This is a genomic window from Acidaminobacter sp. JC074 (assembly GCF_022496765.1).
Lineage (GTDB): Bacteria > Bacillota > Clostridia > Peptostreptococcales > Acidaminobacteraceae > JABXKX01.
The window spans coordinates 267,385-293,693 of sequence record NZ_VANV01000009.1 but is presented as its reverse complement, the minus strand read 5'-3'; the positions used below and the strand labels follow the sequence as shown (position 1 = coordinate 293,693).

The following is a 26,309-nucleotide window of genomic DNA, read 5'->3' as shown; positions in this document are numbered from 1 at the left end:
GTACAATGGAAAAGGGTAACAAAGATAAAAAGAAAAGAATGTTTAAATTAGGTGTTAAGTTAGTCATCGTGTTTTGTGTGGTTATATCTTTAGCCTTATATGCACTTGGTAGCTTTGCTACAAGCAGTGCAGCAGGTATGCTAGAAAGCAATGCAAAAGATAACGCACAAGAGATTGCTAACCAAACAGCTAAAAGTGTAGAAATCTTCTTTAGGGAATATGAAGATTTACTCCTTATATTCGGGGCTAATCCAAATGTAAGAAAAATCACCATAGGTGAGTTTTATAGAGAAAGATTATCTGAACTTATGCAAAATATGTATGATGCCAATGAGTTCATGTCAGCTGTATACTTTATCAATACAAGAGGAGATTTATTCTCTTATCCTGAAATGAATACGAGTGAAAATCTTTCGGAACATGCTATCTATTTAGATGCAGTAGAAAATGACGATTTGACATGGAGTCTTCCAAGACAAAATGAAGATGGTTCTTATTACTTTACAGTATCTATGCCGATATACAACTCTACTGGATACAGACTATATGGTGTGGCAGCTATGGATGTTCAAATAGACTACATTGCTGACATCTTAAACAACATAAAAATTGGTGAAACAGGTTATCCAATATTAGTTTCTCAGGACTTGGTAACTTTAACTCATCCCAATCCTGATGTTGTTGGTAAGGCATTACCGATTCCAGAAATTGAAAAAATGATTCAAAGTGATAAACATGTAGCTTCTGAGTATGAGTTTAATGATGAAGATAAGTTCGCTACATTCCAGACTGTAGAAAATGCAGGTATTCATGTACTTGTAACAATGAACAGGTCAGAATTTGGTGACCAGGTAAGTAAGTTGACTTATGCAGTTTTATCAGCTATTGCTATTGCTTTGGTTGTCAGTGCTTTAATTGCATTAGCATTTGCTAAATCTATTTCTAAGGGAACCAAAGAAGTTCTTACAAACATGGAAAGAATCAAAGCAGGTGATTTAACGGTTAAGGTAGATGTTAAATCAAATGACGAGATTGGAGCTATTGGTTCTTATTTACAAGAAACAATTGATGGTGTTGCAGGCCTTATTAGAAACGTTCAAGTTGTTTCTGATGAATTAGCAGAATCTGCTCAAAACTTAGCAGCCACAGCTGAAGAAACAAGTGCTTCTTCTGATGAAGTGGCAAGAACAGTTGATGAAATTGCTCAAGGTGCGTCTGATCAAGCAGGTGATGCAGAAGCTGGTGCTGTAGTAGCAAGAGATTTATCTGTTAAATTCCAAGAGCTTAGTGAAAATACAAATGTCCTATTATCTTCTACTCAAGAAGTTATTGGTGCCAATCAAGATGGTGTTAAAGCCATTAAGGAGTTAAGAAACAGAACAGAGTTAAGTGATAAAGCCAATGCAGACATTGAAGTTATCATCAATGAGCTTAATTCTAAAACGCAATCAATTTCAACTATATTAGATGCTATCAGTTCGATTGCTGAACAGACCAACTTGCTTGCCTTAAATGCTTCTATCGAAGCTGCAAGAGCTGGTGAGCATGGTAGAGGCTTTGCAGTTGTTGCTGATGAAATCAGAAAACTGGCTGAGGAATCTTCAAGATCAGCTGAAGAAATCAGAGAAATTGTTGTTAACATTCAAAATGACTCTAATCAGACGGTTGACTCTATGGTTGAGGTTAAAGAAATTGCTCAGGAACAAACTAAAGCAGTTAGCCTGGTAAATGAGGCCTTTGTATCTATTTCGTCTTCTGTAGACCATATAACTAAGAATATTGATGCGATCTCTTCTAGTGTTCATGATTTAGAAGATGATAAGAATGCAATTGTAACTTCAATTGATAATATTTCTGCTGTTTCAGAAGAAACGGCTGCATCATCAGAAGAAGTAACAGCAACTATGCAACAGCAAAATGCAGCTGTTGAAGAGGTGGCTAGAGCTGCAGATAGCTTAAACGAAGTATCTGTACATCTAAAAACTGAATTAAGTAAATTTAAGCTAGATTAATGAAGGTGATACGAAAGTATCACCTTTTGGTTTTATTTTCAATCTTTTATGGGTATAATAGAAGTAACAATTAGAGTTTTTACAAAAGGAGTAGCCTATGAAAAAAATCGATGTATTAAACAATCTAGTAGATCATATAGAACTAGATAGAATTAGAAAATTACCTGTAACTGAAAAATTTAAACTCTATGAGTATGTGAAGCTGATTTATACAGAAGCTGAGTATGCTTGCAAAGAAGGTATCAAACAATTGGAGAAATCACCAAACTATACAATTAATAAGACTTATAACTTATTTGCCATGTTAATTGTTAACTTAGGTGACTATGACTTAGTAAAAGAGATTATTGTAAACTATGGCAAGAACTTTGAAACAAGTGATATATATTACGCTCAAATCACAATCACTGGTATGGGGTTATTGATGATTGAAAAGAATTTCGATCCAGATGCCATCTATCATTTCCTAATGAACTTACTAGGAACAGATTTCTTAATCGAAAACCTACATACAACTGCTAATGCTGATGATTTGGAAACCGAAGGTTTTAAGTTGGATTCAACAATCAAGTATAAGCCATTTGAGGGTGACATTAGAAAGCTTAAGTATGACTTACTAGCACTACTTAAGATTCGTCATGACAAGGGTATGGACTATGTAACTGATATTATCAATAAGAAATATGGTAATGCTGAACTTGCTTTCTTCTTCAATATGTTAGATTCTAAGTCTGAGGAAGTTTTAGAATACTTAAATCAAGAATTTATGGAAAAAGAGAATAGACGTACAAGACTTATTGCGGCTGGAGCTTATGCTTTGTTAAAAGAAAGATCTATTCTTTCAGCACATTATCTTTTCAACTCTATCATTGGTAAATATTCTAGATTTGATAAGCGTAAAGAAGAAATTGATAATGAAATCGATACAAGATTAAAAGAAATAGACAAATAATATTACAGTGCATATGCACTGTAATTTTTTGGAGGTAATATGTATAAAAAGGCAGATTTAAAAGATGCTGACTTGATTTTAGACTTTTGTCTTGAACTCAAGGCCCAAGATGCAAAAATGAGTTTTACTTCTATGGATACTTTAGAAGAAATCGTAGATGAACTAAAATCAGATCAAGTTAATCTATATATAGCCGTTGAAGATGATATAGTTACGGCAATGTTTAGGGCGATAAGAGGTGAAGGCAACAAGTCGCATGCTTGTTATATAGCATGTGCTGTAAAAAAAACCTACAGGCAAAGACATCTAGCCACCGATTTGACTAATTATGGACTTGCGGATATGAAATCACAAGGTGTTTTAATTGCTAGAACAAAGATCTATTCTTGGAACAAGGCTTCTATTAAGACCATAGAAAAATGTGGCTTTGAGCTTGGTGGTAGAGTTGTCATGCACCAATATGAACCTGAGCTTGGTGATTACATAGATGATTTGATCTATCATAAGATTCTATAGTTTACTTTTTTAGAATACTAATGTATAGTTAGTGATGATAGGAGTGATGATATGATAACAACAGGTGTTGTAGTTAAAGTAGAAGATGAAAAAGCTTATGTTCATATCGCTAGAAACACAGCGTGTGAAAATTGCGGTGCATGTCATTTTGATGAAAAAACTTTAAATATGCAGGTGACAGCTGTCAACCATGCTGGCGCTAAAGTCGGTGACCAGGTTGAACTTAGTATGGAAAATGTAAACTTCTTTAGAGCTTCATTTTTCTTATATGGTATTCCACTAATTACCTTATTAGTTGGTCTATTTTCTGGTATTTATCTTTTTCAATCAATGGGGTTAAAACTATATGATGTCTATGCCATATTATTAGGCTTGGCATTTATGGCTGTGACTTATATTATTTTAAGGATGAACAAAGATAAGTTTGCAGACAATAAAAGATATATGTCTGTCATAACAGGTATTAAACATCACGGAGAGCTTCCGGTTATTTAAAATAGTCTTTTTTGACTATTTTTTTTCTTTGTGTAAATCATATTGACTTATGAGGCTAAGTCCTGTATCTTTTTATTTAGATACACGAAGTATTGGAGGCTTTATGGAACTTTGGAAAAGGAATCTATGGATTCTATGGACAACACAGGTTATATCATTAATGAGTTTTGGATTTGGTTTACCATTTCTACCACTCTATATTATAGAAGATTTAGGGGTTACATCAGAAGCCCAGGTTAATTTATGGACATCAATATTAGCAGCGGCTCCTGCCATTACGATGGGGATCATGGCGCCAATATGGGGTAAGCTTTCTGATCAATACGGTAGAAAACTTATGATTCTAAGGGCTATGTTTTCAGCTGTAATCGTCATCGGCTTAATGGGAGCCGTGTCAAATGTTTATCAACTTTTAACTTTAAGACTATTACAGGGACTTTTAACAGGAACAGTTACTGCAGCTGCAGCCTTTGTTGGATCAAATACACCTAGAGATCATTTGACTGATGCCCTTGGTGTTATATCTTCCTCAACTTTTATAGGTTATTCGTTAGGACCTATGATTGGTGGTTTATTTGCAAAGTTCTTTGGTTATAGAATGTCGTTTTATTTAGGAGGGGCCATCATGCTGATAGGGGCCTTGATGGTAACATTTTTAATATCTGAAGATAAATCAACACTTAAAAAGAAAACAGAAGAAAAAGTTTCTTTGTTTAAGTCTTATGGCAATGTATTGATACCGACTGTCATAGCAGCATTGATAACACTTTTCTTCTTAAGAATCTCAAGAACAATCTTTTCACCTTATTTGGCCTTGTTTGTAAAGAAGTTTGTAGCACCTGAAAATGTTTCATCTGTGACTGGGCTCTTAACAGGTTTGGTTGGTTTCTCTACAGCCTTTGCATCTATGAACATCGGTAAGATAACAAGACGATTTGATAAGTTTAAAGTTTTACCGACTTTGGTTTTATCAGGTGTTGTTGTGATGGCCATGCTGACACAGTATGATAAGTTAGCAGCTTTACTAGGTGTCAATGGTTTGGTATTGTTTTCAATTATATATATGTTGTTCTTTGTTATAGTAGGTGGTATAGAACCGATTGTTACTTCAACTTCAGCCATGTCTGTTGATGCTTCAGAAAGAGGCGCTTTATTTGGACTTCAGGGTATGGTAGGTTCTATGGCTTGGGCCGCAGCACCGGCAATTGCTGCACCGATTGTCTATAGTAATCCTATAGAAACGGTTCTTTATGTGGTACCTATTGTCATGATGATTATTTTTATTGCATCTATAAAATTAAAGAAATCTGTTTCAAATACAGAAGAAAAAGAGATGGCACTTTAGGGTGTCATTTTTGGTGTAATACTTTTGTAAAATAAAACTAGGTATTTTTCGGTTATAATTATAAATGTAATAAATAGATGGGAGGTGGATTAATGACAACGAGTTCGGTAAACTCACATATTGGTAATAAGGTAGTATTAGATTTAGGAGGCACTATATATGGGTTACAAGAATGCGGCGGAATTATTACCACCAGATCTACTAAAGGATTTGCAAGAATATTTTAGTGGTGGGATAATTTACGTTCCTAAGACAACAAAAAAGGCAGCTTGGGGTGAATTAAGCGGTTCGAGACTGGATATTGATAATAGAAACAGAAATATCCGTAGACTGTTTAAAACTGGCGTGAGAGTGCAGGAATTATCTGAACAATTTTATTTAAGTGAAGAGACTATAAAGAAAATTGTTTACACTAAGAAAGTGGGATAGGTTATTTAAAAGGTGTTCATAAAGGGTGATCTATGAACAACGCGGCGCAATATAACTTTGAAAACTTGGTCAGGACCTTAAGAACTAACAGAATTTTTTGAAGAAAGGAGTTGATCAGAATGAAAAACACAGAGGTGTTTAAAGCATAGTACTTATGGCGATGGGGAACCATCGTCTTTATATTTTTTTTGAATATATAAATTTAACAAAAAATGTCATTCTTATATAGTATGAAAATAGCGGTTTTGAGACTTATCTCAGAAGCTTAAATTTTTGATAAAACTTTGACGATTTTAATTAATGGCTTGAAATAAAGGTTTTCCCGCATAAAAAAAGGGTAAATAATATTTACTATATATTTCTTCTAGTTTGTGGAAATTGTATAGATTGATTATTGGACTTGTCGTATCTATAATGGAATTAATTAGAAAGACAAGGAGGCAACATGGGAAAATATAAAAGTGCAAAAGATTTGGTGAGATCATACTTTGATGCTTTAGAGGCAGCAAATGGTCAAAATTTAGAAAGTGTCTTATCAGAATATATGAGTGAGGACTACGATTGGAGAGGCGTTTATCCTTTTAGAGAACAAAAGGGTCATGAAAACGTACTTGAGAATTTCTGGTATCCATTAACAAAGGCAGTAAAGCACATGCAACGTCGTCAAGATATCTTCATCGGTGGTACAAATGAAATCAGTGGTGAGACTTGGGTAATGAGCATGGGTCATTTTATGGGGTTGTTTGATGAAGAGTGGTTAGGTATTAGACCAACTGGTAAAATGATTTCATTAAGATATGCTGAGTTTTCATGTGTTGAAAATGGTAAGATCACAAGAACTGGTTTATTTATAGATATTATTGGTTTTATGATTCAAGCAGGTGCAAATCCATTGCCGCCGTCAACTGGACAATACTTTGTTTATCCAGGTCCTAGAAATCATGATGGTTTATTGTTTGAAGACGCTCCAGAAGAAGAAGGTGTTAAGACTTTAGCACTTGTAAACAAGATGGTTGATGATTTATCAGCATTAAATGATTCAGGTGCAATGGGATGTCCACCAGAAGTTCTAGAAAGAACATGGCAAAAGAATATGATCTGGTACGGCCCAGGTGGTATCGGTGCATCATATACAATTCCAAGATACCAACTTCAACATCAACTACCATTTAGAAACAATCTAAAAGATAAGAAGTTTAATGGTCATGTCTGTAGATTTGCAGAAGGTAACTTCGCTTGTTTCTTTGGATGGCCAAACTTATCAAATACACCAATTGGTGGCTTCTTAGGACTACCTGGTGGTATTCATGCAGATATGCAAGTTGTTGATGTATACTGTAGAGTAGATGACAAGTTATCTGAAAACTGGGTTTTAATCGATATACCATTCTGGTTAAAGCAACAAGGTTTAGATGTTTTTAAGAGAACACAGTCAATTTTGAACCCCGACTATATCAAATAAATGCGAATAAATGGGCTGACATGTCAGTCCATTTATTTTTTTTGTATTATCTGATACTATTAATTATGGAGGGATTATGAATAAGTTTAAGACGAATGACATTAAATTAAAATCACATGGTGTTCAGATACGTAATAAAATATTCGAAAAGTATGGTTCGATTAAGAATTTCGCTGAGGAAATTGATCTTTATGAATCTTCTATCAACCAGTATCTAATGAGCAAAAAACTGGGATCTTCTACATTTAAGATTCGCACAACTAGGGCCTTTGGCATGGATTTCGATGATTTGTATCTAACAGAGGAAGAACAGATTCGTCATTTTGCGACGACGATTTCTTTAAACATTGATGAATATAATCAAACTTCAGACCGTGATGTTTTAAAGAAGTTGATGACCTTGATTCTTGAAAGAGAACTTATGGAAGACTACGCTATCGTTTGTAGGTGTTATGCTTATTATTATTTCAATCAAGGTATTAAAGACCGTGCTTATTCTTATATTGATGCGGCCGTAAATACCATGAGGGGAAGAGAGTATATTGACCGTTTTGGCCTTTACTTATCTGATATGCTTTATATGAAGGCCAAAGATTTGACTAACCAGGAGTTTAAAAAGATTGTTTCAGAATTTGATGAAACCCTTGTAAAGGTCGGTGGCCCCTTAACTACAGGCCATATGTATAGGAATATGGCCAAGGCCTATTTTGAACTTGGCAATCTAGATATGAGTGAGGATTATTATAGGAAGGTCTTTATTTATCATGAAGATATAGAGAGCCAAATATTTTTGTATATGAGATTGGCTGAGATAGAAAAAGAGAGAAACAGTACTGATAAGGCATTTGATTATTATGTTAAGGCTGAAAAAATGATGCCTGAAAACAGTGAAGTCCGTTTCAATGTATATAATCAATATGCCAAGTATTATTTTGAAAATAATGAGTTAGTTAAGGCTTCTGAATACATGGATCTTATTTTTAAAGAAGGTGACTGGATTATTTCAAGCAGGTATCATGATTTTGTCTATACCTACTTAAAGGTAAAGGGAGCTGTAAAATCTTATGAATCTATTCAAAACTTATTAGATCGACTCTTTAATGAGTTAGAAGAAGGTTATACACATGCAGTTAGGCATATGAAACAGTTTGGCCTGGGCCTTGAGTTTATAAAGAGTGAAAGAAAACTCTTGCTTGAAATGAACTATTACTTGATAGAAAGAATCATGAAGGCTAAGCTTACAAATGCATCAAATAATACCATAAAACAACTAATTGGTGAGCTTAACATACTTTTATATAACGCTGCTATATAATATTGGAAATTAAATACAAATTTGCATTATGAGATTTATTGAGCTTTTTCAATGGATGCAGACTTATCTATGATAAATGATTAACGAACTGCAAATTTTATACTCTAATAGTATCTTTTTAGTAAACACTGAAAATCAACGGTTTTCAGTGTTTTTTTACGTAAAAATAGCTTGGGACAGGTGGGTAATAAATTTCACTATATATTTATGGAAATAAAAGGCATATTCATAAGTTGTTTCAATACTGTAAACTTTATAAAATATTAATATAAAGTGAAGGAGGCATCATGACAGAAAAAAAAGAGATCAAAAAACAAGTCGCTAAAGATGTATATGGGATTCACTATGGCGATTCAAATGAAGTAAATCCTGTAAACAATCATGATTACAATGATTTTGTAAAGCTATCAGAATCAAAACAAAATCCAAAGGGCTTTGATAAGGCTTACAATGATTTTGTTGACTATATTATGAAAATCACACATGAAATTTGGGAAGAAAAAGGCATTGGCGTTATTTATGACACATATCATAACAATGTAACAATGCATTTTGGTGCTCATAATGCTGTGGGTATTCAATCAGTTATCGCTGGAACATTAGAAACATTACACGCTTTTCCTGATAGAAAGTTAATTGGACAAAATGTAGTATGGTCTAAATTTGGGGAAAACGGTTACCTATCATCACATAGAATCATTTCAACTGCTACAAATTTAAATGACTCTGGTTTTGGTCCAGCAACAGGTAAAAAAGTTAACTTTAGAACAACAGTAGATTGTGCTGCTGAAAACAATAGAATCTTTGAAGAGTGGTTAGTACGTGATAATTTATGGATTGTAAAACAATTAGGATTTGATCCAGTAGAGGTTGCAAAGAAAATGGCACTTAACTCTAAAGATACAAATGGTGTTAATAAAACACACTTCGGCAAAGATGAGAACTTCAAGGGTCAATATTTCCCAGAGAAGTACCAGGCTAAAGACAATTCAGTAGGAGAACTTGTTAAAGAAGCATACAACAATATTTACTCTTGCAGATTGTTTAATGAAGTAACTAAATACTATCAAGAAAATGCTGTTATTCACTATATTTGTGATAAGGATTTAGTGGGTCACCATAAGATCCAAGGCATGTTAGTAAGCTTATTTGCATCTTTTCCAAATGCAAAGTTTACAATTGACCGTATAACTTGTAACCAGAGACCAGAAAAAGACGGTCATGACGTTGCAGTTAGATGGAGAATCAGTGGTTTACATGAAGGTCTTGGCATGTTTGGAAAGCCGTTAGGCAATGCAGTTGAGATTTTAGGTATTAACCATGTGAAAGTCATCGATGGCAAGATCGAAGAAGAGTGGATGACTTATGATGGATTAGATGTCTTAAGACAAATTCACATTGGGCATGTGGATGAGGAATTATAAAATATTAAGGAGGCAACATGGGAGCTAAAAAACTTGTCGAAGAGGATAATGGTATCATCTTGGGTAAAGACAGGAGTAACGGTCAGAGAATAGCGGCGTTTTTATCGATTTTAACAATCTATTTCTTCTACTGTTATAACTTTATGTTAGGTACGTTTACACGTCCTACAATGACAGCAGCTATTGCTGATGGTGGTTTTGGATTTGAGGTAACTCAAGCATCTGCAATCTTTGCAATCATGTCATTTGCAACAATCCCAGGTACATTAGTATTTGGTATGTTAACAACAAGAATTGGTAAGAAAAGAACATTAATGACAATTGCATTATTAATTTCAGCATTTACATTCTTACCATTATTATCACCAACGAACTTCACTTTATGGAGAGCTGCTAGATTTATGACTGGTTTTGCACTTGGTGGTGTATTCGGTACAGCGGTACCACTTGTAACAGAAATGTTCAAGCCTGAGCTAAGAGGTAAGTTAGCAGCAATCTTAACATCAACATTCTCACTGGCTATGATTTTCGGTGGTAAAGTTTATGGTATGTTAGGTGATGATAACTGGAGACTATTAGTTTTAACAGCAGTTATTCCACCAGTTATTGGTGCAGTACTTACATTCTTCTTCGTTCCAGACGATAAAGAGTTAACTTTAAAGAGAAATGCAGAAGCTGCTCAGAACAAGGGTGAAAAGATTCACTACTTATCAATGTACAAAGGTAAATACTTATTCATTGGTATAGGTGTTATCTTATTGTCTGGTATGAACTTTACAGCTTACTCAGCTTACTCAAACAATGCAACAAACTACTTAAGAACTATCTTAGGCATGTCAGCTGTAACTGCTGGTTCAATATACTCACTTCAAGGTATTGGTCAGTTAATTGGTTACAACTCATGGGGCTTTATTGCAGATAAGTTTGGTAGAAAGAAGCCGTTAATCGGTATGGTATTTGCAGCAGTATTGGTATTCATCTTTACTAGATTAAACGCTGATGCAGTATCTTCTTTCAAAGTAGTATCAATCTTCTTAGGTTTCTGTTTCGGTTTCTCAGGAGCATGGGGTGCATACTATACAGAGTTATTCCCTAAGAGATTCTCAGGTTTAGCACCAGGTATCTCATTCAACGGTGGTAGAATTATATCTTCATTTGCATTACCAATTATTGCAGGTATCGCTGCAACTTCAGTTGGTATGGTTGGTATATTCTCTGTGGCAATGGGTATACTAGTAACAGGCGCTGTTATCTGGTTATTCTTACCTGAAACTTTAAATAAAGAAAGAGAAGAATAGTAATACTTTAGGCATAACTTTGTTATGCCTAAAGGTGATTAGAAGGGATGGTTTATGATTTCTACAATCGATGTAACAATTATTATAGCATATATTATCGGTCTGTTAATTCTCGGTTGGTTTGTCGGTAAAGATAACAAGGATCAATCAGATTACTTCCTAGCAGGACGTTCGATGCCATGGTTACCTATCAGTTTATCTGTTGCAGCAACTATGATTTCTGCCAACGGGTTTATCGGTGCACCAGGATGGGCATATGGGTCAGGCGTTAGTCCGTATATGGTTAATATCGGTGTACCGCTTGCAGTTTTCTTTGTATTATGGGCTACAATGCCTGTGATGTATCATCTTAAACTTACTTCTATATATGAATATGTAGAGAAGAGACTGGGTATCTATTCTAGAATGCTTACTGTGGTTGGTTTCATTGCCAACTCAGTTATTCAAATCTCATCTATGGTATTTATTCCAGCACTTATCATTCAGCATTTTACTGGATGGGCATTAGAAGTAGTTGTGCCTATCGTCGTTATTTCAGCAATTATTTATACACTCTTAGGTGGTATCAAGGCAGTTATCTGGACAGATGCGCTTCAAATGGTTGTTATGTGGTTAGGTCTTATATTAACAATTGTCATTATTCTTAACAAAACAGGACTTGGCTTCTTTGAAACAATTGGTCAGGCAAAAGAGCTTGGCAAATTAGCTGCACTGGATTTCTCATTTGATATATCTAGAACCAATGCCTTTTGGGCTGCTACCATTGGTGGTACCGTTATGTGGATCAGATACTTCGGTTTTGATCAAGGACAGGTACAAAGAATCTTCACAGCATCTTCTATGAAGGGGGTTAAGAAATCCTTTGTGATGAGTGCATTTGTTATGAACATCATGTATTTCTTATTTATGATTGTTGGTATCATGTTATTTGTATTCTACGGCGGAAGAGAATTTGAATCTTCAAATGGTGTTATGATTGACTTTATTGCCAATCACATGCCTGTTGGTCTCGTGGGGTTAATTGTTGCAGGTGTCTTTGCAGCTGCCATGTCAAGTGTGGATTCACTTTTAAACTCTATGTCTACAGTATATGTAAAGGATATTCATGAGAGGTTTTTCTCTAAGAAAAATGAAGAAGCTTCTTTAAGGTTATCTATGCTTATTTCAGCAGCTTGGGGATTTGTTATCATAGGTGTGACCTTGATGGCTTTCTCAGGTACAACGAGATCAATATTAGATGTAGTAGGTTCTTATATCTCCTATATTTCAGGTCCAATGTGTGGTGCTTTCTTTTTAGCCTTGTTTACTACTAAGGCAAATGATAAGGGCGTTGCAATTGGTGTTATACTAGGATTTATAGTGACTTATGTATTTGGTACAACAGCAGGTGCGTCTTGGATTTGGAAGCCGGCAGTAGGTTTGGTTTCAACTTTTACAGCAGGCTATATTGCTAGTATGTTATTTAGTGCTGATAAGGCATTAGAAGAAGTATCTAAGTTGACCGTTGTTGGTTTAAGAAAGTTTATGATTGAAAGTGGACAAACAAGTGAAGATGGTGTTTCTATTGTACCTTTAACATTTGATAAGTATGCAAAAATTGTTTTAGCATTCTTTGTTGTTCAATATATATTCCTTGCGATTATTGCAATGTAAAAAAAATCAGGTTTCCCTGATTTTTTTTAGTTATTTTCATATCTATCACCAATCGTCAACTCAATGATTTTAGATTTGAAAGTGCCTTCAGTTTCTCTTTGTACAGTAATTTGAATGGTATCGCCAATACTGTAGTTTCTGATGGTGGTATTGAGTTCTTCCATTGTCAGTACTGAAACACCATTGATTTCTGTAATGATGTCGTACTGTTTGAGTTCAGATCTTGATGCTGGAGATTTTGGTACTAGATCAGCAATCATAATGCCTTGCGGTGTCTTATACATTTTTGAAAGTTCTTCTGTCACATCTCTACCGTAGATGCCGATAAATGGCTTGGCCACATGACCTTTTTCTACAATTTCCTCTAAGATCGGAAGGGCAGAGTTGATAGGAATGGCAAAACCAATACCTTCTACATCTGTATCAGAAATTTTTATGGTGTTGATACCAATCAGTTCACCTCTTGCATTAACAAGAGCGCCACCAGAGTTACCTGGATTGATGGCTGCATCAGTTTGTATTAGATTAAGCGCGTTTAAATCACTGTTAATGGCTCTATCAACTGCAGAGATAATACCAACAGTCACTGTATTGTTATACCCAAGTGGGTTACCGATAGCTATAGCTGGTTCACCGACTTGGATTTCCTTGGAGTTACCGATTGTAACAGGTCTGATTTTATCTAAATCCATTTGATTCATAGATGCGATATCTACAGTCAATACAGCTAAGTCAGTGTCTTTATCTGAACCGACTAATTTTGCTGTATATGTATTGTCGCCAAAGAATGAAATGGATATATCATTAGAACCATCAATTACATGATGATTTGTAAGTATATATACTTTTTCAGTTGAAATATCAAATATAACACCTGATCCTGCTGAAGTACCGGTTTGAGTACCAAAGAAAGACTCTTGTACAATCTGATTGGTTATGGCCACAACCGATGGTTCAAGGGCATTAGCTATTTGTGTGATGTTAGGTGTATCATAAGATACTTCGCTGACACTCGGCACTAGCTCAGGTATATATTGGATGGATGCTTCTGGTGTAGAAAAAAAGTAATGATCAGCTGCTCTGTAGCCTACGCCAGCAGTAAAGCCACCTACGATGGCAATAACGAGGACAGCTGCTACAAATCTGTTTAAGGACCTTTTCTTTTCTTCTTTCTTTGGTTCGTCGTGGTAAACCGCTTTGGATTTCAGATAAGCTTCTTGATGTAATTTCTCTTGGAAGGCTTTTTCATCAAGGATTTTTTCATCACGATCTTCTGTTTCTATTAAAACAAAGTTGATATCACTACCCCTAGTAATCTCTTCATTGTTTGAGTTTGTTTTTTCATAATCTTTATCCATAACTCGCCTCCTTATAAAATTAATATACCACTTTAAATGTAGAATTATAGTTCTTTTAGATTTGTTTAATATTGTTTTTAGAAAATCCTAATGTTAGACTTAGTTAAGAGAAAGAGAGATTTATATGAACGAAAAATTAATTTTAGCATCTATGCAAAAAATATTACATGATATAGAAGAAGGTATACATATAGTTGATGCAGAAGGGGTGACCAGAGTTTATAATAAGGCCATGGAAAAGATAGAAGGTCTAGGTCGTGCACAGACCATCGGTAAACACCTCTTAGATGTATTTCCAAACTGGACCATAGAAAATTCTACCTTGCTGACGGTTCTTAAAACAGGCAAGCCACTACAACTTCAGAAACAGTCTTATATGAATCTAAGGGGCCAGGAGATTTCTACCGTTAATACAACCTATCCGATTATTTTAAATGAAAAGATCATTGGTGCTGTTGAGATTGCCAGTAATACAACCAAGGTAGAACACATGTCATCTACCATACTTGAACTTCAGCAAAAGCTCTTGAATCCAGTAGCCCATTCTGAAGAAGGACTCAACTCTTATACCTTTGAATCTTTGATTGGTCAGGATAAGACCTTTTTAAATGCCATTAAGCTTGCCAAGACAGCAGCCAAGTCTTCTTCGAGTGTTATGATATTTGGTGAAACAGGCACTGGTAAGGAGTTGTTCGCTCAGTCTATTCACAATGAATCCTCAAGGAGTGGTCAACCCTTTATTGCTCAAAACTGTGCAGCGCTTCCTGATAACCTATTAGAAGGCATATTATTTGGAACATCAAAAGGTGGTTTTACAGGAGCTGTTGACAGACCTGGTTTGTTTGAACAAGCACATGGTGGTACCTTGTTTTTAGATGAAATTAACTCTATGGATCCATCCTTACAGGTTAAGCTGTTAAGGGTATTGCAAGAGTCTTATGTAAGAAGAGTGGGTGGTCTTGATGATGTACCTGTAGATGTAAGAATCATTGCTGCCTCAAATGAGTTTCCTAAAGAGCTTTTAAATTCAAATAACTTCAGAAATGACCTTTTCTATAGGATCAATGTAATTACCATTCAGATTCCACCGCTTAGATCTAGACCGGATGATGTTAAGCTTTTAGCCAACTATTTTATAGATGAGTTCAATGAGAAGCTTGGTAAAGATGTGTGGATGATGAGTGAAGACTTGTTAGACCATTTTGAAAACTATCCATGGCGAGGTAATATAAGAGAACTGAGAAACTTTATTGAGACAGCCATGAACCTGGTTGCAGATGAACATGTTTTGGGTAAAGAACATTTGCCTGTTTACTATGACGAATTATTAGATTTTTCACATGGTATAGATCAAACAACAAAAGTGGACTTAAGTGAAGGTTTGAATCCTTATCTGGAGTCTTTAGAAAGAAAACTTCTTGAGCAGGAATTTCTATTACAGGATAAAAACATCACTAAAACTGCCGATATTTTAAAATTATCACGTCAAAATCTGCAATATAAGTTAAAAAAGTTTGATTTGTTGTAAAGGGAGTGCAAAATATTTTGCATAATGGTAATTAATCCAATTAAAAAAGGATGCGAAAAGCGAATATTCGTTTTGTGTATATAGTTTTATATAACATGTATTTGTTCATAAACGTTGAAAATGCAGTATGATTATGAAGGGATCATTTTATGAAAAGAACCGCAAAATATTTTGCTATGCAAAAGCAAAATATTTTGCGGTTCTTTGTTTTTTTGATGCATGTAGACAATATCACAAAAGTAAGCCTAGCATTTTCAAGGCTTTCAGCTTGTGAAAACTACAAATGGGAAAACGCTTACAAAAAAAGTTGGCACGGCATTTGCATATACAAATTTCGGACGTAGATAAATCATTTCTAGAAGGAGAAGTGATCAAAAATATTAAAAGTGGAGGTTCCATAATGAGAGAGAACGTAAAAGTTGCGATTTGGGGATTCGGCGCAATGGGCGGCGGTATGGCAGAAATGTTATTAACTAAAAAAGGTGTAGATATTGTTGGCGTTTGTGACAGACATGAAACAAGAGTTGGCAAGAGCATGTTTGAAGTATTAGGCGTTGAAAAAGGTGACAGACCTGAAGTTATTATTTCTGCAAACATTGAAGATGTTGTTTATCCTGGTGCTGCTGATGTTGTATTATGTGCAACAGACTCATTCACTAAGAGTGCATTCCCAAGACTTAAGTACTGTTTAGAGCAAAAGATCAACGTTATTTCTACTGCTGAAGAAATGGCTTACCCTCAAGCTCAACAACCTGAATTAGCTAAGCAGTTAGATGAAATTGCTAAGACAAACGGTGTTTCTATTTTAGGTACTGGTATCAACCCAGGTTTAATCATGGACCTATTAGTAGTAATCTTAACAGGTTGTATGACAAACTTAGAGCACGTTGAAGCTAAGAGAGTTAACTCACTATCTCCATTTGGTCACACTGTAATGGAAGAGCAAGGTGTTGGTATCACAGTTGATGAGTTCGATAAGGGTGTAGCTGATGGTACATTAGCTGGTCACGTTGGTTTCGAAGAGTCTATTGCTATGATCGCTGACGCTGTAGGTTGGAAAGTTGACAAAGTTGAAACTCAAATGAAGTCAATTGTTACAGATGTAGATAGAAAATCTCCACATGGTTTTGCTGCTGCTGGTAATGTTGCAGGTGTAAACATGACTGGTCAAGGTTTTGTTGCTGGTCAACCAATCATCGATATGATTCACCCACAGCAAATTGAGCCTGAGCAAGTTGGCGTTAACACTGGTGACTACATCACTTTAAAAGGTTCTCCAGAAGTAAACATGGCTATCACGCCAGAAGTTGAAGGTGGTTTAGGTACTATCGCAATGTGTGTTAACATGATTCCTCAAATCATCAATGCTGATCCTGGTTTAAAGACTATGTTAGACTTACCAGTTCCAAGAGCTATTCAAGGTGATATCAGAGACAGAATTAAATAATTAACTTGGGGCTTAATGCCCCAAGCTTTTATAAAGAGGTGTAAAATGAAAGCGAATAAAGGTGATTGGGTAAAAATCCATAGTATCGTCTTAACGCCAGCAGAGCGTGCGCCACAGGTGCCAGATGATACAAAAAAAGTACCACTTGAAACATGGGTTAAAGGTTTTTTATTAGATGATGCGAACATGGGTGACGAAGTTCAGGTCAAGACGTATACAGGTCGTTTAGTAAAAGGGACTTTAATAGAAATCGCTCCGACATTTGAACACTCATTTGGTGACAATGTGCCGGAATTATTAGAAATTGGTCAACAATTACGTGAGATCTTATTTGGAGGTGACGCAGATGAATAATTCTTATGAAGCTGTAATGTCTCGTAAAAATGAGATTATGAAAAAAGCAGTTGGTATTGACTATTCAGTATTCGAGTCTGGTACCATTGCATTTGACTTTGAAAAAATGATGCATGAAACAGGATATACACTTGAAGAAATGCAAAGCATTCAAGGTGAAACGGGTGTTGGTAACACACCAATCTATGAACTAAGAAATTTAACTGAGTTAGCTAGAAAATGTGCACCAGAAGGTAAAGGTGCTAGAATCTTCTTAAAAGATGAAGGCTCTAATCCATCAGGTTCATTTAAGGCAAGACGTGCAGCCAATGCGGTTTACCACGCTAAGAAGTTAGGTTATAAAGGTGTTATTGCAGCAACAAGTGGTAACTATGGTGCAGCAGTAGCTTCTCAAGCAGCTATGCTTGGTTTAAAGTGTATCATCGTTCAAGAATGTTATGACTCTAAAGGTGTTGGACAACCTGAAATTGTAGAAAAGGCTAGAAAGTGTGAAGCTTATGGTGCTGAAGTTGTTCAATTATCAGTTGGTCCAGAACTATTCTATTCATTCTTATTATTATTAGAAGAAACAGGTTATTTCAACGCTTCACTGTATACACCATTTGGTATCGCGGGTGTTGAAACATTAGGATATGAACTTGCTATTCAAATGAGAGAAAAAGTAGGTCGTGATCCTGACGTGGTTGTTTGTACAAATGCTGGTGGTGGTAACTTAACGGGTACTGCTAGAGGCCTTATCAAGGCAGGCGCTGATAACACAAAAGTTGTTGCAGCTAGTGTTAACTTAAAAGGTCTTCATATGGCGAGTGACGAGCAATTTAACAAGAAATCATTTACAACAGGTCACACTGGTTTTGGTATGCCGTTTACAACATGGCCAGATCGTTCAGATGTACCTAGATCTGCAGCAAGACCACTTAGATACATGGACAGATATGTCACTGTTCAACAGGGTGAAGTATTCTATATGACAGAATCTTTGGCTCAAATCGAAGGTCTTGAAAGAGGTCCAGCTGGTAACACATCTTTAGCAGCAGCATTCTCTATTGCTAAAGAAATGGACAGAGATCAAATCATTGTTGTTCAGGAAACTGAGTACACAGGTGCTGGTAAACATATTCAGCCTCAACTTTCTTTTGCTAGAAAGAATGGTATTGATATTCACTTTGGTGAACCACAAACTGAAGTACCAGGAAAATCAATTGTATTGCCTAAACATCCAAATTTAATTCAAGCAGTTGATTTGGATATGATAAAGATAAGAAAATCACTTGTTAAGAATGCTATCAATCAAGGTTCTTACACTGAGATTTCTCAAAGTGATTTAGAGTTCTTAGTTGCAGAAACAAATTCTACTGAAGACTTTGTGAAGGAAGCTTTAGCAGATTTAAATGTAACTGTTAAGTAGACGTATTAGGAGGGAAAATGAAAGGTTATTTAAAGCGAGAAGATGATTATCAAGCGCGCAGAAAGCATTTAGAAAATCTATCTAATGAAGAACTAAAGCAAAGATTTTGGGAGTTAGCTGAGAAGGCTGTTGACCCATTATTAGATCTTGCAAAAACTCATACTTCACCAGCGGTTGAGCGTTCGGTATTATTAAGAATGGGTTTCTCATCAATTGAAGCAAAGCCATTAGTGGAAGCTTGTATTGATAGAGGTTTAATGGGTAAAGGCTGTGGACATGTCATCTACAGAATTTCAAAAGAAAAGAATATTCCACTTCGTCAAGCTGGTTTAGAAATGCTTGATGGTAAGCACTGGGATGATGCAGTTGCTATCTTCAAAGGAGGTCAGAAATAATGAAAAAGTATGATATTAATGAAAAAATGGATATCAGAGAAATTCTTTCTGATCTTGAGTCTTACAGACCTAAAAGACGTGGCTGGACTTGGAGAACTAAGGTAGAAAACTTACAAATCGGTGAGCATACTTACTCTGACTGTTCAGAGCCTTTAAAGAACTCAATCGGTATTTCTGCTGCAACTAGATATTTTAACAACTTAGACCCTCAACCACAAGAGACAATCACAACTGAGATTGCATCTGGTAGATTTGAGGATGATATTAGAAGAATGAGAATGGCTGCTTGGCATGGCGCTGACCATATCATGGTTATCAGAACTGCTGGTCAATCTCACTTTGATGGCTTAATTGAAGGTACGCCTCAAGGTATTGGTGGTGTGCCAGTATCAAGAAAGCAAGTTAGAGCACACAGAAAAGCATGTGACTTCATTGAAGATGAAGTAGGTAGACCAATTAACTACCATTCATATGTATCTGGTGTTGCTGGTCCAGATATCGCTGTTATGTTTGCTGAAGAAGGCGTTAACGGTGCTCACCAGGATCCACAATACAACGTATTATACAGAAACATCAACATGGTTAGATCATTCGTTGATGCTGCTGAATCTAAAAAAGTAATGGCATGGGCTGATATGGCACAAATCGATGGTGCACATAATGCCAATGCAACAGCTAGAGATGCATGGAAAGTTATGCCTGAACTTATCGTTCAACATGGTCTTAACTCTATCTTCTCACACAAGGTTGGTATGAAGAAAGAAAACATCTGTCTTTCAACTGTACCTCCGACTGCTGCACCAATGCCTTGTACGAAGTATGACTTACCATACGCTGTAGCTTTAAGAGAATTCTTTACAGAGTACAGAATGAGAGCACAACAAAACACGAAGTACATCACTTCATCTTCTAGAGAAGCGACTGTAACTCACGTTATGAACATGATGCTTTCTAAGTTAACATCTGCTGATATCCAATCTACAATCACACCTGATGAAGGTAGAAACGTACCATGGCATATGTTCAACATCGAAGCTTGTGATACTGCTAAGCAAACATTAGTTGGTTTAGATGGTTTACTTGAAATGGTAGAGCTTAAAAAAGAAGGATTCTTACCAGAGCAAGTAAGAGAATTACAAGAAAGAGCTGTATTATACTTAGAAGAGTTATTAGAAGTTGGCGGTTACTTCGAAGCTGTTGAAAAAGGTTTCTTCGTTGACTCTGGTAAATACCCAGAAAGAAATGGTGACGGTATTGGTCGTCAAATCGAAGGTGGTATCGGTGCTGGTACTGTATTCGAAAGAGATGCTGACTACTTTGCTCCAGTTACTGCTCACTATGGTAACAACAATATCGAGCAATATGGTTTAGCTAATCCTGCGGACGCTATAGGCGGTTGTACATTAGAAGATCCAGATAAGATTGTATTCATCGACGAGTTAGACGAAGTTGATAATGTTAACACGCGTTTAGACGAGAAAGAAGAATACAGAAACACCAACTTAATCAAGCCAGAAGTTGAGTGGTTAGCTGATGGTACTGTAACTGTTGAAATGGTACTTCCAACTGATCCTAGAACTGCTGAGTTTGCTGGTGTTGAGTTTGCTAAGAAAATGAACTTAACTGACGTTGAAGTTATTCATGCAGAAGTACTTCACCCAATCGAAGGTTCAAGAATTCAAGTTAAAGGTAAAGTGGACTTCCACATAGACTTAAATGACCTTGTTATTCCACCACTTCCAGATGTATTAACAGAAGATGAAATCAGAGAAGCAATCGAAGATAAGTCAATGTTATTAGTAGCTGCGACAGTTGGCGAAGACGAGCATTCAGTTGGTCTTAGAGAAGTAATTGATATCAAGCATGGTGGTATCGAGAAGTGGGGTATTGATGTTGAGTACTTAGGAACTTCTTGTCCAGTTGAGAAATTAGTAGATGCTGCTATCGAGCTTAATGCAGATGGTATCTTAGCATCAACAATCATCTCTCATGATGATATTCACTACAAGAACATGAAGAGAATTCATGAATATGCAATTGAAAAAGGTGTTAGAGACAAGTTAATCATCTGTGCAGGTGGTACTCAAGTTACACCAGAAATTGCAGTTGAAAACGGTATGGATCAAGGTTTTGGTAAATCAGATCGTGGTCAAGCTGTTGCTTCATTCTTCGTTAAGAGAAGAGCTCAAAAAGAAGCTTAATTGTATACTTTAGGTTCCTTACTTAGGGTAAGGAACCTTTTTTTAAAGGAGGGCCTATGAAATTTGATATTTTAGTCGCTGAAATAGGCAGTACAACAACTGTTGTAAATGCATTTAGAAACCTATCTTCAGCACCTGAATTTGTTGGTCAAGGTCAAGCGCCGACAACAGTTCTAGAAGGTGATGTTAATATTGGTTTACAAAATGCGGTTGATTCACTAAAAGAGTCTTTAGGTGCAGATGAAGTTGTCTATGACTTGATGCTTGCTACAAGTTCTGCTGCTGGTGGATTAAAGATGACTGTACATGGTTTGGTTTATGATATGACAGCAAAAGCTGCCAAAGAAGCTGCTTTAGGTGCTGGTGCCAACATCCACATGATTACGGCAGGTAAACTTAGACGTACAGATATGAAAAAAATTGAAAGCATAAATCCTAATATCATCTTGCTTGCAGGTGGTGTGGATTATGGTGAAAGAGATACGGCGCTTGATAATGCAGAAAAGATTGCTGCAATGGATATAAGAGTACCGGTTATTTATGCTGGTAACATCGAAAATCACGATGAAATCAAGTTGATATTCGAAGAAAATGACAAGCTGGATTTACTTTATATTGTTGATAATGTGTATCCAAAAATAGATATGCTAAATGTTGAGCCTGCTAGAAAAGTTATTCAAGATGTATTTGAAGAGCATATTGTTCATGCACCTGGGATGTCTAGAGTAAGAGAAATGGTAACAGGGCCAATTATACCAACACCTGGTGCTGTGATGGAAGCTTCTAAATTGTTAAAAGACCATATTGGTGATTTAATGACTCTAGATGTTGGTGGTGCAACAACAGATATTCATTCTGTTACAGAAGGTAATGAAGAAATATCAAATCATTTATTAGCACCTGAACCGGTTGCCAAAAGAACTGTTGAAGGCGATTTAGGTGTTTATGTCAACATGAAAAACATTGTTGAGATGATCACGCTTGAAAACTTAGCTAAAGACCTATCTAAAACTGAGGTTCAACTTAATGAGTTGATTGATGGTCATTTACCGATTCCTAAATCTGAATGTCAGTTTAAGTTTGTTGAAAGACTGACAAAAGAGGCTGTAGAAGTATCTTCAAAGCGTCATGCAGGGGGTTATAGAGACTTGTTTGCAGGCGGTGGTAAAAAGACTTATGCTGAAGGCAAAGACTTAACGGATGTAAAATACATCATTGGTACGGGTGGTGCTTTAACAAGACTACCTAATAGAATGGAGCTTCTTAAGCGTGTGGCACTTTGTAACAATGGTACCAAGCTTCTGCCAACACCGGAAGCGGAGATTCTAATAGACAATGATTATATCATGGCATCATTAGGTGTCTTGTCAAAAGAAAATGATGAAGCTGCTCTTTATTTACTTAAGAAGAGTTTAGAAATATTGGAGGATTAAATGTATCCAAAAGTTCTTGTAGATTTAAAGAAAGTTGAAGAAAACACTAAGATTGTTGCACAAGCATGTGCAGAAAAAGGTGTTGAAATAATGGGTGTTACAAAAGTTTTTTGTGGTGCTAAAGAAATAGCTGAAGCAGAAATGAAGGGTGGCATCAAGTACTTTGCTGATTCAAGAATTGAAAACTTGGTAAAGCTTAAGGACTTTGACTTACCAAAGGTTTTATTGAGACTACCTATGATCAGTCAAGTAGATGACGTGGTTCAGTATGCTGATATCAGTTTAAATTCAGAGCTAAAAACCATTGAAGCTTTAAATATTGCTGCTATGGCAAAAAAGAAAATCCACAGAATCATTTTAATGATTGATTTAGGTGACTTAAGAGAAGGTATTTTACCAGCTCAATTTGATGAAACTGTTCAGGCTATCTTAAAGATGGACAACATCATGTTACATGGTATTGGTGTAAACTTAACATGTTATGGTGGTGTTGTACCAAATGAAGACAACCTAGGTCAATTAGCTGATTTTGCAAAGCATGTAAAAGATCAATATAATCATCATTTAGAAATTGTATCTGGTGGTAATTCATCTAGTTTCTATCTACTTCCTCAAGGAAGATTACCTCAAGGGATCACAAACTTAAGAATGGGTGAAATCCTGGTTCTGGGTCGTGAAACAGCATATGGTGAGCTTGTAGAAGGCATGCATGATGATGCATTTATCTTTGAAGCTGAAATTATTGAGCTTAAAGAAAAAGATACTGTACCAACAGGAGAAATTGGCATGGACGCATTCGGTAACAAACCATCTTTTGTGGATAAAGGCAAAAGAATGCGTGCTATTATGGCTGCAGGTAGACAAGATGTTGATCCAACAACATTGATTCCACTTGATGAAAGAATTGAGTTATTTGGATCATCTTCAGATCATATGATGTGGGATGTAACTGGTTGCGGTTACAAAGTAGGAGATATTGTCCAGTTCAAATTAGAATACGGCTCAATATTATCTCTGTTTACATCGGAGTATATCGGTAAAGAATACAAGTAATAAATGGCTCTTATACAATTGTATAAGGGCTTTTCTTTAGGTTTCATTAAGCTTATGTTTGCTTACTTGTTCCTGAAGCTATTATGTACTATGATATTGGTAGATTATAGGAGGAAACTATTTTGATAAGAGATATACTCATGTTTGTAGCAGCAATTTTGATTATGGTGATTCAAATTTATTTATGGCGTTTATTGGCAGAATTTATAGGTTCTAAGTTAGGTTTTGGTAAGTTAGTGATGAAAGTAGTTGAATTCCTTTCTGCATATTTTAAGAAGAAGAAGGTTGAGTGATGAAGAGATTTAGCCTAATCATACTTATGTTAGTGTTGACAATATCGCCAGTTTTTGCAAATGGTTTGCCAACTTACGAAGAAGGCAGTGGTAGTGGCCTTCTAAAAATTGATGAAAACTCAGGCATCAGTCTTACAGAAGAAACAGTAAGATATAAGTTATCAAGCAAACCTACAGAATACTCAAGCTATATGTTTGGTATCAATAGTTATTTTGATGATAATCTAGTGGCAGAAGTAACAGTGACGTATAAAATGAAATGTACAGGTGATGCTGAAGATACTGTCATGTACTTTGTCTTGCCTGTGATTGAAACAGGACATATCTACTTTGAGGAAGAAGATATCACAAAGGCTATCTTCACAGAACCTTTACCTGAAAATATTGATTGGGCACCACTTGGTCTTCAAGATTATCAGACTAGAGACATGAGATTTGATACTGCTAAGATTCCCCTAAGTTTTGATGCTGGCGAAGAAAAAACACTTGTCATCAACTATGTACCATCTTCTGGTTTTAACAGATCAGCTTCAAATATCAATGGTGTGTATGATTTTGAATATTACTTGACACCTGCAAATTATTGGCAGGGGGATGCAATTGTTAATTTAGAAATAGATGCTCCTAAAGACCTATCATTTAAAAGCAATATCAAGATGAAGAAAAATGAAGAGGGGATATATAGTTCTCGTTTAGACCAAATACCAGATCATGAATGGATCTTGCATGTATCTCACATGCATGATAGATACTTCTACACCAATAGTTCTATTCTTCAGAATTTCATAATAATCATTTTATTATTTGCATTGTTTCAATCTTACCGGTTGGTGAAGGAATCGAATCGATATAAGTACAGAGAATTAATTTATCTTGTGTGTTGTTTTATTTGGTTTAAGACAAACATCGATATATTTGGCTATCCTTTTGGTCCTTTTTTTGTTTGGTTTGGATACATTATAATCTTCATTGTGGTTCCGGTGATATACGGCTATAATATTTATAAGAATAGCTAGAGTGGAGGTTTCAATGAATTTATTTGTCAGCATAGGTAGGTCCAACGATTTTCAAGAAGAAAGGTTAAGAAAAACGCTGCCTAGTTATTTAGAAATTGTTGATGTATATGAGGATGCAGAACTGTTTTTGATTACTAGATGGTCAGATGATTATTATCATTCTAAGATTAAAGCGGTTTTTATACCCTTTACAGGTAAAAATAGATTTCCTCTAAATGATCTAGAAGAAAAAAACATAGTAGTTTTTAATACTCATGCGAAGTCAAAGTTGGTTGCAGAAAGAGCCTTTTCTATGACTCTGTCTCTACTAGGCAAATTGGTGACTTATGACCATGCTTTAAGATATGAAGGGCGTTGGCTGACAAGAGAAAACTGGGGAAAAGAGTTTTGGCAGTCGCTCCAGAATAAATCATGTGGCATCATTGGCATGGGCCATATCGCCAAGGATTTACTGAATTATCTAAAACCTTTTAATTGTGAAATTATCAATCTAGAAAGAGACCTTGATAAGGGATTAGCGGATGTCTACGTTGAGTCAGTTGATGCCTTGATCAAAAAATCTGACATAATCTACTTAACATGTCCTTTGACGGATGAAACAGAGCGTATGATAAACATGTCTCATTTGCCTTACCTAGAAGGCAAGGTCATCATCAATGTATCTAGAGGTGAGGTTTTAGAAGAAGAAGTGCTTTATAGGGGGCTTGATCAAGGTCTACTTTATGGCGCTGGAATAGATGTATGGTATCAGTATCCCTCAGATGGCAGTCAGTTTCCATCTAAATACGATTTATCAAAATACTCTAACCTTATTATGTCTCCTCATGCATCGTGTCATGCAGAAGGATTTAAAAACGATTACTACGATGATATATTTAAGAAGATTTTCGATTACGCAAAAGACAATTGTTAGTATGCATGA

23 protein-coding genes are annotated in these 26,309 nt (G+C 35.8%); 22 read left to right on the top strand and 1 reads right to left on the bottom strand.

What is annotated here, in order from left to right:
- The first annotated feature begins 5 nt into the window (after positions 1–5).
- From EZV73_RS11840 to EZV73_RS11790, 11 genes are all read left to right on the top strand, one after another.
- Positions 6–2,012 carry a methyl-accepting chemotaxis protein gene (locus EZV73_RS11840; RefSeq protein ID WP_240840528.1) on the top strand — a complete coding sequence of 669 codons (2,007 nt, stop codon included), beginning with the start codon at positions 6–8 and terminating at the stop codon, positions 2,010–2,012.
- A 97-nt stretch (positions 2,013–2,109) separates the two neighbouring features.
- Positions 2,110–2,964 carry a hypothetical protein gene (locus EZV73_RS11835; protein ID WP_240840527.1) on the top strand — a complete coding sequence of 285 codons (855 nt, stop codon included), beginning with the start codon at positions 2,110–2,112 and terminating at the stop codon, positions 2,962–2,964.
- Positions 2,965–3,003: 39 nt separating this feature from the next.
- A complete protein-coding gene (locus EZV73_RS11830; RefSeq protein ID WP_240840526.1) occupies positions 3,004–3,480 on the top strand; it encodes a GNAT family N-acetyltransferase in 477 nt (158 codons plus the stop codon).
- A gap of 51 nt (positions 3,481–3,531) precedes the next feature.
- Positions 3,532–3,975 carry a SoxR reducing system RseC family protein gene (locus tag EZV73_RS11825; protein ID WP_240840525.1) on the top strand — a complete coding sequence of 148 codons (444 nt, stop codon included), beginning with the start codon at positions 3,532–3,534 and terminating at the stop codon, positions 3,973–3,975.
- A gap of 103 nt (positions 3,976–4,078) precedes the next feature.
- Positions 4,079–5,320 (top strand): MFS transporter, encoded by a 1,242-nt coding sequence (locus EZV73_RS11820; protein WP_240840524.1) that lies wholly within the window; start codon positions 4,079–4,081, stop codon positions 5,318–5,320.
- Between the two features lie 159 nt (positions 5,321–5,479).
- Positions 5,480–5,749 (top strand): CD3324 family protein, encoded by a 270-nt coding sequence (locus EZV73_RS11815; protein WP_240840523.1) that lies wholly within the window; start codon positions 5,480–5,482, stop codon positions 5,747–5,749.
- 445 nt (positions 5,750–6,194) lie between these two features.
- Positions 6,195–7,211 (top strand): ester cyclase, encoded by a 1,017-nt coding sequence (locus tag EZV73_RS11810; RefSeq protein ID WP_240840522.1) that lies wholly within the window; start codon positions 6,195–6,197, stop codon positions 7,209–7,211.
- Between the two features lie 76 nt (positions 7,212–7,287).
- A complete protein-coding gene (locus tag EZV73_RS11805; protein WP_240840521.1) occupies positions 7,288–8,526 on the top strand; it encodes a lipopolysaccharide assembly protein LapB in 1,239 nt (412 codons plus the stop codon).
- A 287-nt stretch (positions 8,527–8,813) separates the two neighbouring features.
- The gene (locus tag EZV73_RS11800; protein ID WP_240840520.1) at positions 8,814–9,950 is read left to right on the top strand and encodes an ester cyclase; all 1,137 of its coding nucleotides are present in this window, start codon (positions 8,814–8,816) and stop codon (positions 9,948–9,950) included.
- Between the two features lie 17 nt (positions 9,951–9,967).
- On the top strand, positions 9,968–11,248 hold the full coding sequence (locus EZV73_RS11795; RefSeq protein WP_240840519.1) for an MFS transporter: 1,281 nt from the start codon (positions 9,968–9,970) through the stop codon (positions 11,246–11,248).
- 54 nt (positions 11,249–11,302) lie between these two features.
- Positions 11,303–12,901: a sodium/solute symporter gene (locus EZV73_RS11790; RefSeq protein ID WP_240840518.1), complete on the top strand. Its 1,599-nt coding sequence runs from the start codon at positions 11,303–11,305 to the stop codon at positions 12,899–12,901.
- 26 nt (positions 12,902–12,927) lie between these two features.
- On the opposite strand, the gene EZV73_RS11785 is transcribed toward EZV73_RS11790, so the two are convergent.
- A complete protein-coding gene (locus EZV73_RS11785) occupies positions 12,928–14,259 on the bottom strand; it encodes a S1C family serine protease (RefSeq protein ID WP_240840517.1) in 1,332 nt (443 codons plus the stop codon).
- Positions 14,260–14,383: 124 nt separating this feature from the next.
- On the opposite strand from EZV73_RS11785, the gene EZV73_RS11780 reads away from it, so the two are divergent.
- From EZV73_RS11780 to EZV73_RS11730, 11 genes are all read left to right on the top strand, one after another.
- Positions 14,384–15,787, top strand: coding sequence for a sigma-54-dependent Fis family transcriptional regulator (locus EZV73_RS11780; RefSeq protein ID WP_240840516.1), 1,404 nt, complete (start codon positions 14,384–14,386; stop codon positions 15,785–15,787).
- 400 nt (positions 15,788–16,187) lie between these two features.
- Positions 16,188–17,234 (top strand): 2,4-diaminopentanoate dehydrogenase, encoded by a 1,047-nt coding sequence (gene ord, locus EZV73_RS11775; protein ID WP_240840515.1) that lies wholly within the window; start codon positions 16,188–16,190, stop codon positions 17,232–17,234.
- 45 nt (positions 17,235–17,279) lie between these two features.
- A complete protein-coding gene (gene ortA, locus EZV73_RS11770; protein ID WP_240840514.1) occupies positions 17,280–17,588 on the top strand; it encodes a 2-amino-4-oxopentanoate thiolase subunit OrtA in 309 nt (102 codons plus the stop codon).
- Entirely contained in the window at positions 17,581–18,996 is a 1,416-nt protein-coding gene (gene ortB, locus EZV73_RS11765) for a 2-amino-4-oxopentanoate thiolase subunit OrtB (protein WP_240840513.1), read from the top strand. Before ortA ends, ortB begins: the two co-directional genes overlap by 8 nt.
- 17 nt (positions 18,997–19,013) lie before the next feature.
- Positions 19,014–19,391 (top strand): ornithine aminomutase subunit alpha, encoded by a 378-nt coding sequence (locus EZV73_RS11760; RefSeq protein WP_240840512.1) that lies wholly within the window; start codon positions 19,014–19,016, stop codon positions 19,389–19,391.
- Positions 19,391–21,592, top strand: a complete 2,202-nt coding sequence (gene oraE, locus EZV73_RS11755) for a D-ornithine 4,5-aminomutase subunit OraE (protein ID WP_240840511.1) — start codon at positions 19,391–19,393, stop codon at positions 21,590–21,592. The genes EZV73_RS11760 and oraE overlap by 1 nt, the downstream gene beginning before the upstream one ends.
- A 56-nt stretch (positions 21,593–21,648) precedes the next feature.
- Entirely contained in the window at positions 21,649–23,025 is a 1,377-nt protein-coding gene (locus EZV73_RS11750; RefSeq protein ID WP_240840510.1) for a GlmL-related ornithine degradation protein, read from the top strand.
- On the top strand, positions 23,026–24,078 hold the full coding sequence (orr, locus tag EZV73_RS11745) for an ornithine racemase Orr (RefSeq protein ID WP_240840509.1): 1,053 nt from the start codon (positions 23,026–23,028) through the stop codon (positions 24,076–24,078). It begins immediately after the preceding gene.
- Positions 24,079–24,200: 122 nt separating this feature from the next.
- A complete protein-coding gene (locus EZV73_RS11740) occupies positions 24,201–24,371 on the top strand; it encodes a hypothetical protein (protein ID WP_240840508.1) in 171 nt (56 codons plus the stop codon).
- Positions 24,371–25,387 (top strand): hypothetical protein, encoded by a 1,017-nt coding sequence (locus tag EZV73_RS11735; RefSeq protein ID WP_240840507.1) that lies wholly within the window; start codon positions 24,371–24,373, stop codon positions 25,385–25,387. The genes EZV73_RS11740 and EZV73_RS11735 overlap by 1 nt, the downstream gene beginning before the upstream one ends.
- Positions 25,388–25,400: 13 nt before the next feature.
- Positions 25,401–26,300, top strand: coding sequence for an NAD(P)-dependent oxidoreductase (locus EZV73_RS11730; RefSeq protein ID WP_240840506.1), 900 nt, complete (start codon positions 25,401–25,403; stop codon positions 26,298–26,300).
- Positions 26,301–26,309: the final 9 nt, after the last annotated feature.

Excerpts from the sequence above, each read along its gene's own strand:
- EZV73_RS11840 (WP_240840528.1), top strand. The coding sequence starts at position 6 with ATGGAAAAGGGTAACAAAGATAAAAAGAAAAGAATGTTTAAATTAGGT.
- EZV73_RS11835 (WP_240840527.1), top strand. The coding sequence starts at position 2,110 with ATGAAAAAAATCGATGTATTAAACAATCTAGTAGATCATATAGAACTA.
- EZV73_RS11830 (WP_240840526.1), top strand. The coding sequence starts at position 3,004 with ATGTATAAAAAGGCAGATTTAAAAGATGCTGACTTGATTTTAGACTTT.
- EZV73_RS11825 (WP_240840525.1), top strand. The coding sequence starts at position 3,532 with ATGATAACAACAGGTGTTGTAGTTAAAGTAGAAGATGAAAAAGCTTAT.
- EZV73_RS11820 (WP_240840524.1), top strand. The coding sequence starts at position 4,079 with ATGGAACTTTGGAAAAGGAATCTATGGATTCTATGGACAACACAGGTT.
- EZV73_RS11815 (WP_240840523.1), top strand. The coding sequence starts at position 5,480 with ATGGGTTACAAGAATGCGGCGGAATTATTACCACCAGATCTACTAAAG.
- EZV73_RS11810 (WP_240840522.1), top strand. The coding sequence starts at position 6,195 with ATGGGAAAATATAAAAGTGCAAAAGATTTGGTGAGATCATACTTTGAT.
- EZV73_RS11805 (WP_240840521.1), top strand. The coding sequence starts at position 7,288 with ATGAATAAGTTTAAGACGAATGACATTAAATTAAAATCACATGGTGTT.
- EZV73_RS11800 (WP_240840520.1), top strand. The coding sequence starts at position 8,814 with ATGACAGAAAAAAAAGAGATCAAAAAACAAGTCGCTAAAGATGTATAT.
- EZV73_RS11795 (WP_240840519.1), top strand. The coding sequence starts at position 9,968 with ATGGGAGCTAAAAAACTTGTCGAAGAGGATAATGGTATCATCTTGGGT.
- EZV73_RS11790 (WP_240840518.1), top strand. The coding sequence starts at position 11,303 with ATGATTTCTACAATCGATGTAACAATTATTATAGCATATATTATCGGT.
- EZV73_RS11785 (WP_240840517.1), bottom strand. The coding sequence starts at position 14,259 with ATGGATAAAGATTATGAAAAAACAAACTCAAACAATGAAGAGATTACT.
- EZV73_RS11780 (WP_240840516.1), top strand. The coding sequence starts at position 14,384 with ATGAACGAAAAATTAATTTTAGCATCTATGCAAAAAATATTACATGAT.
- ord (WP_240840515.1), top strand. The coding sequence starts at position 16,188 with ATGAGAGAGAACGTAAAAGTTGCGATTTGGGGATTCGGCGCAATGGGC.
- ortA (WP_240840514.1), top strand. The coding sequence starts at position 17,280 with ATGAAAGCGAATAAAGGTGATTGGGTAAAAATCCATAGTATCGTCTTA.
- ortB (WP_240840513.1), top strand. The coding sequence starts at position 17,581 with ATGAATAATTCTTATGAAGCTGTAATGTCTCGTAAAAATGAGATTATG.
- EZV73_RS11760 (WP_240840512.1), top strand. The coding sequence starts at position 19,014 with ATGAAAGGTTATTTAAAGCGAGAAGATGATTATCAAGCGCGCAGAAAG.
- oraE (WP_240840511.1), top strand. The coding sequence starts at position 19,391 with ATGAAAAAGTATGATATTAATGAAAAAATGGATATCAGAGAAATTCTT.
- EZV73_RS11750 (WP_240840510.1), top strand. The coding sequence starts at position 21,649 with ATGAAATTTGATATTTTAGTCGCTGAAATAGGCAGTACAACAACTGTT.
- orr (WP_240840509.1), top strand. The coding sequence starts at position 23,026 with ATGTATCCAAAAGTTCTTGTAGATTTAAAGAAAGTTGAAGAAAACACT.
- EZV73_RS11735 (WP_240840507.1), top strand. The coding sequence starts at position 24,371 with ATGAAGAGATTTAGCCTAATCATACTTATGTTAGTGTTGACAATATCG.
- EZV73_RS11730 (WP_240840506.1), top strand. The coding sequence starts at position 25,401 with ATGAATTTATTTGTCAGCATAGGTAGGTCCAACGATTTTCAAGAAGAA.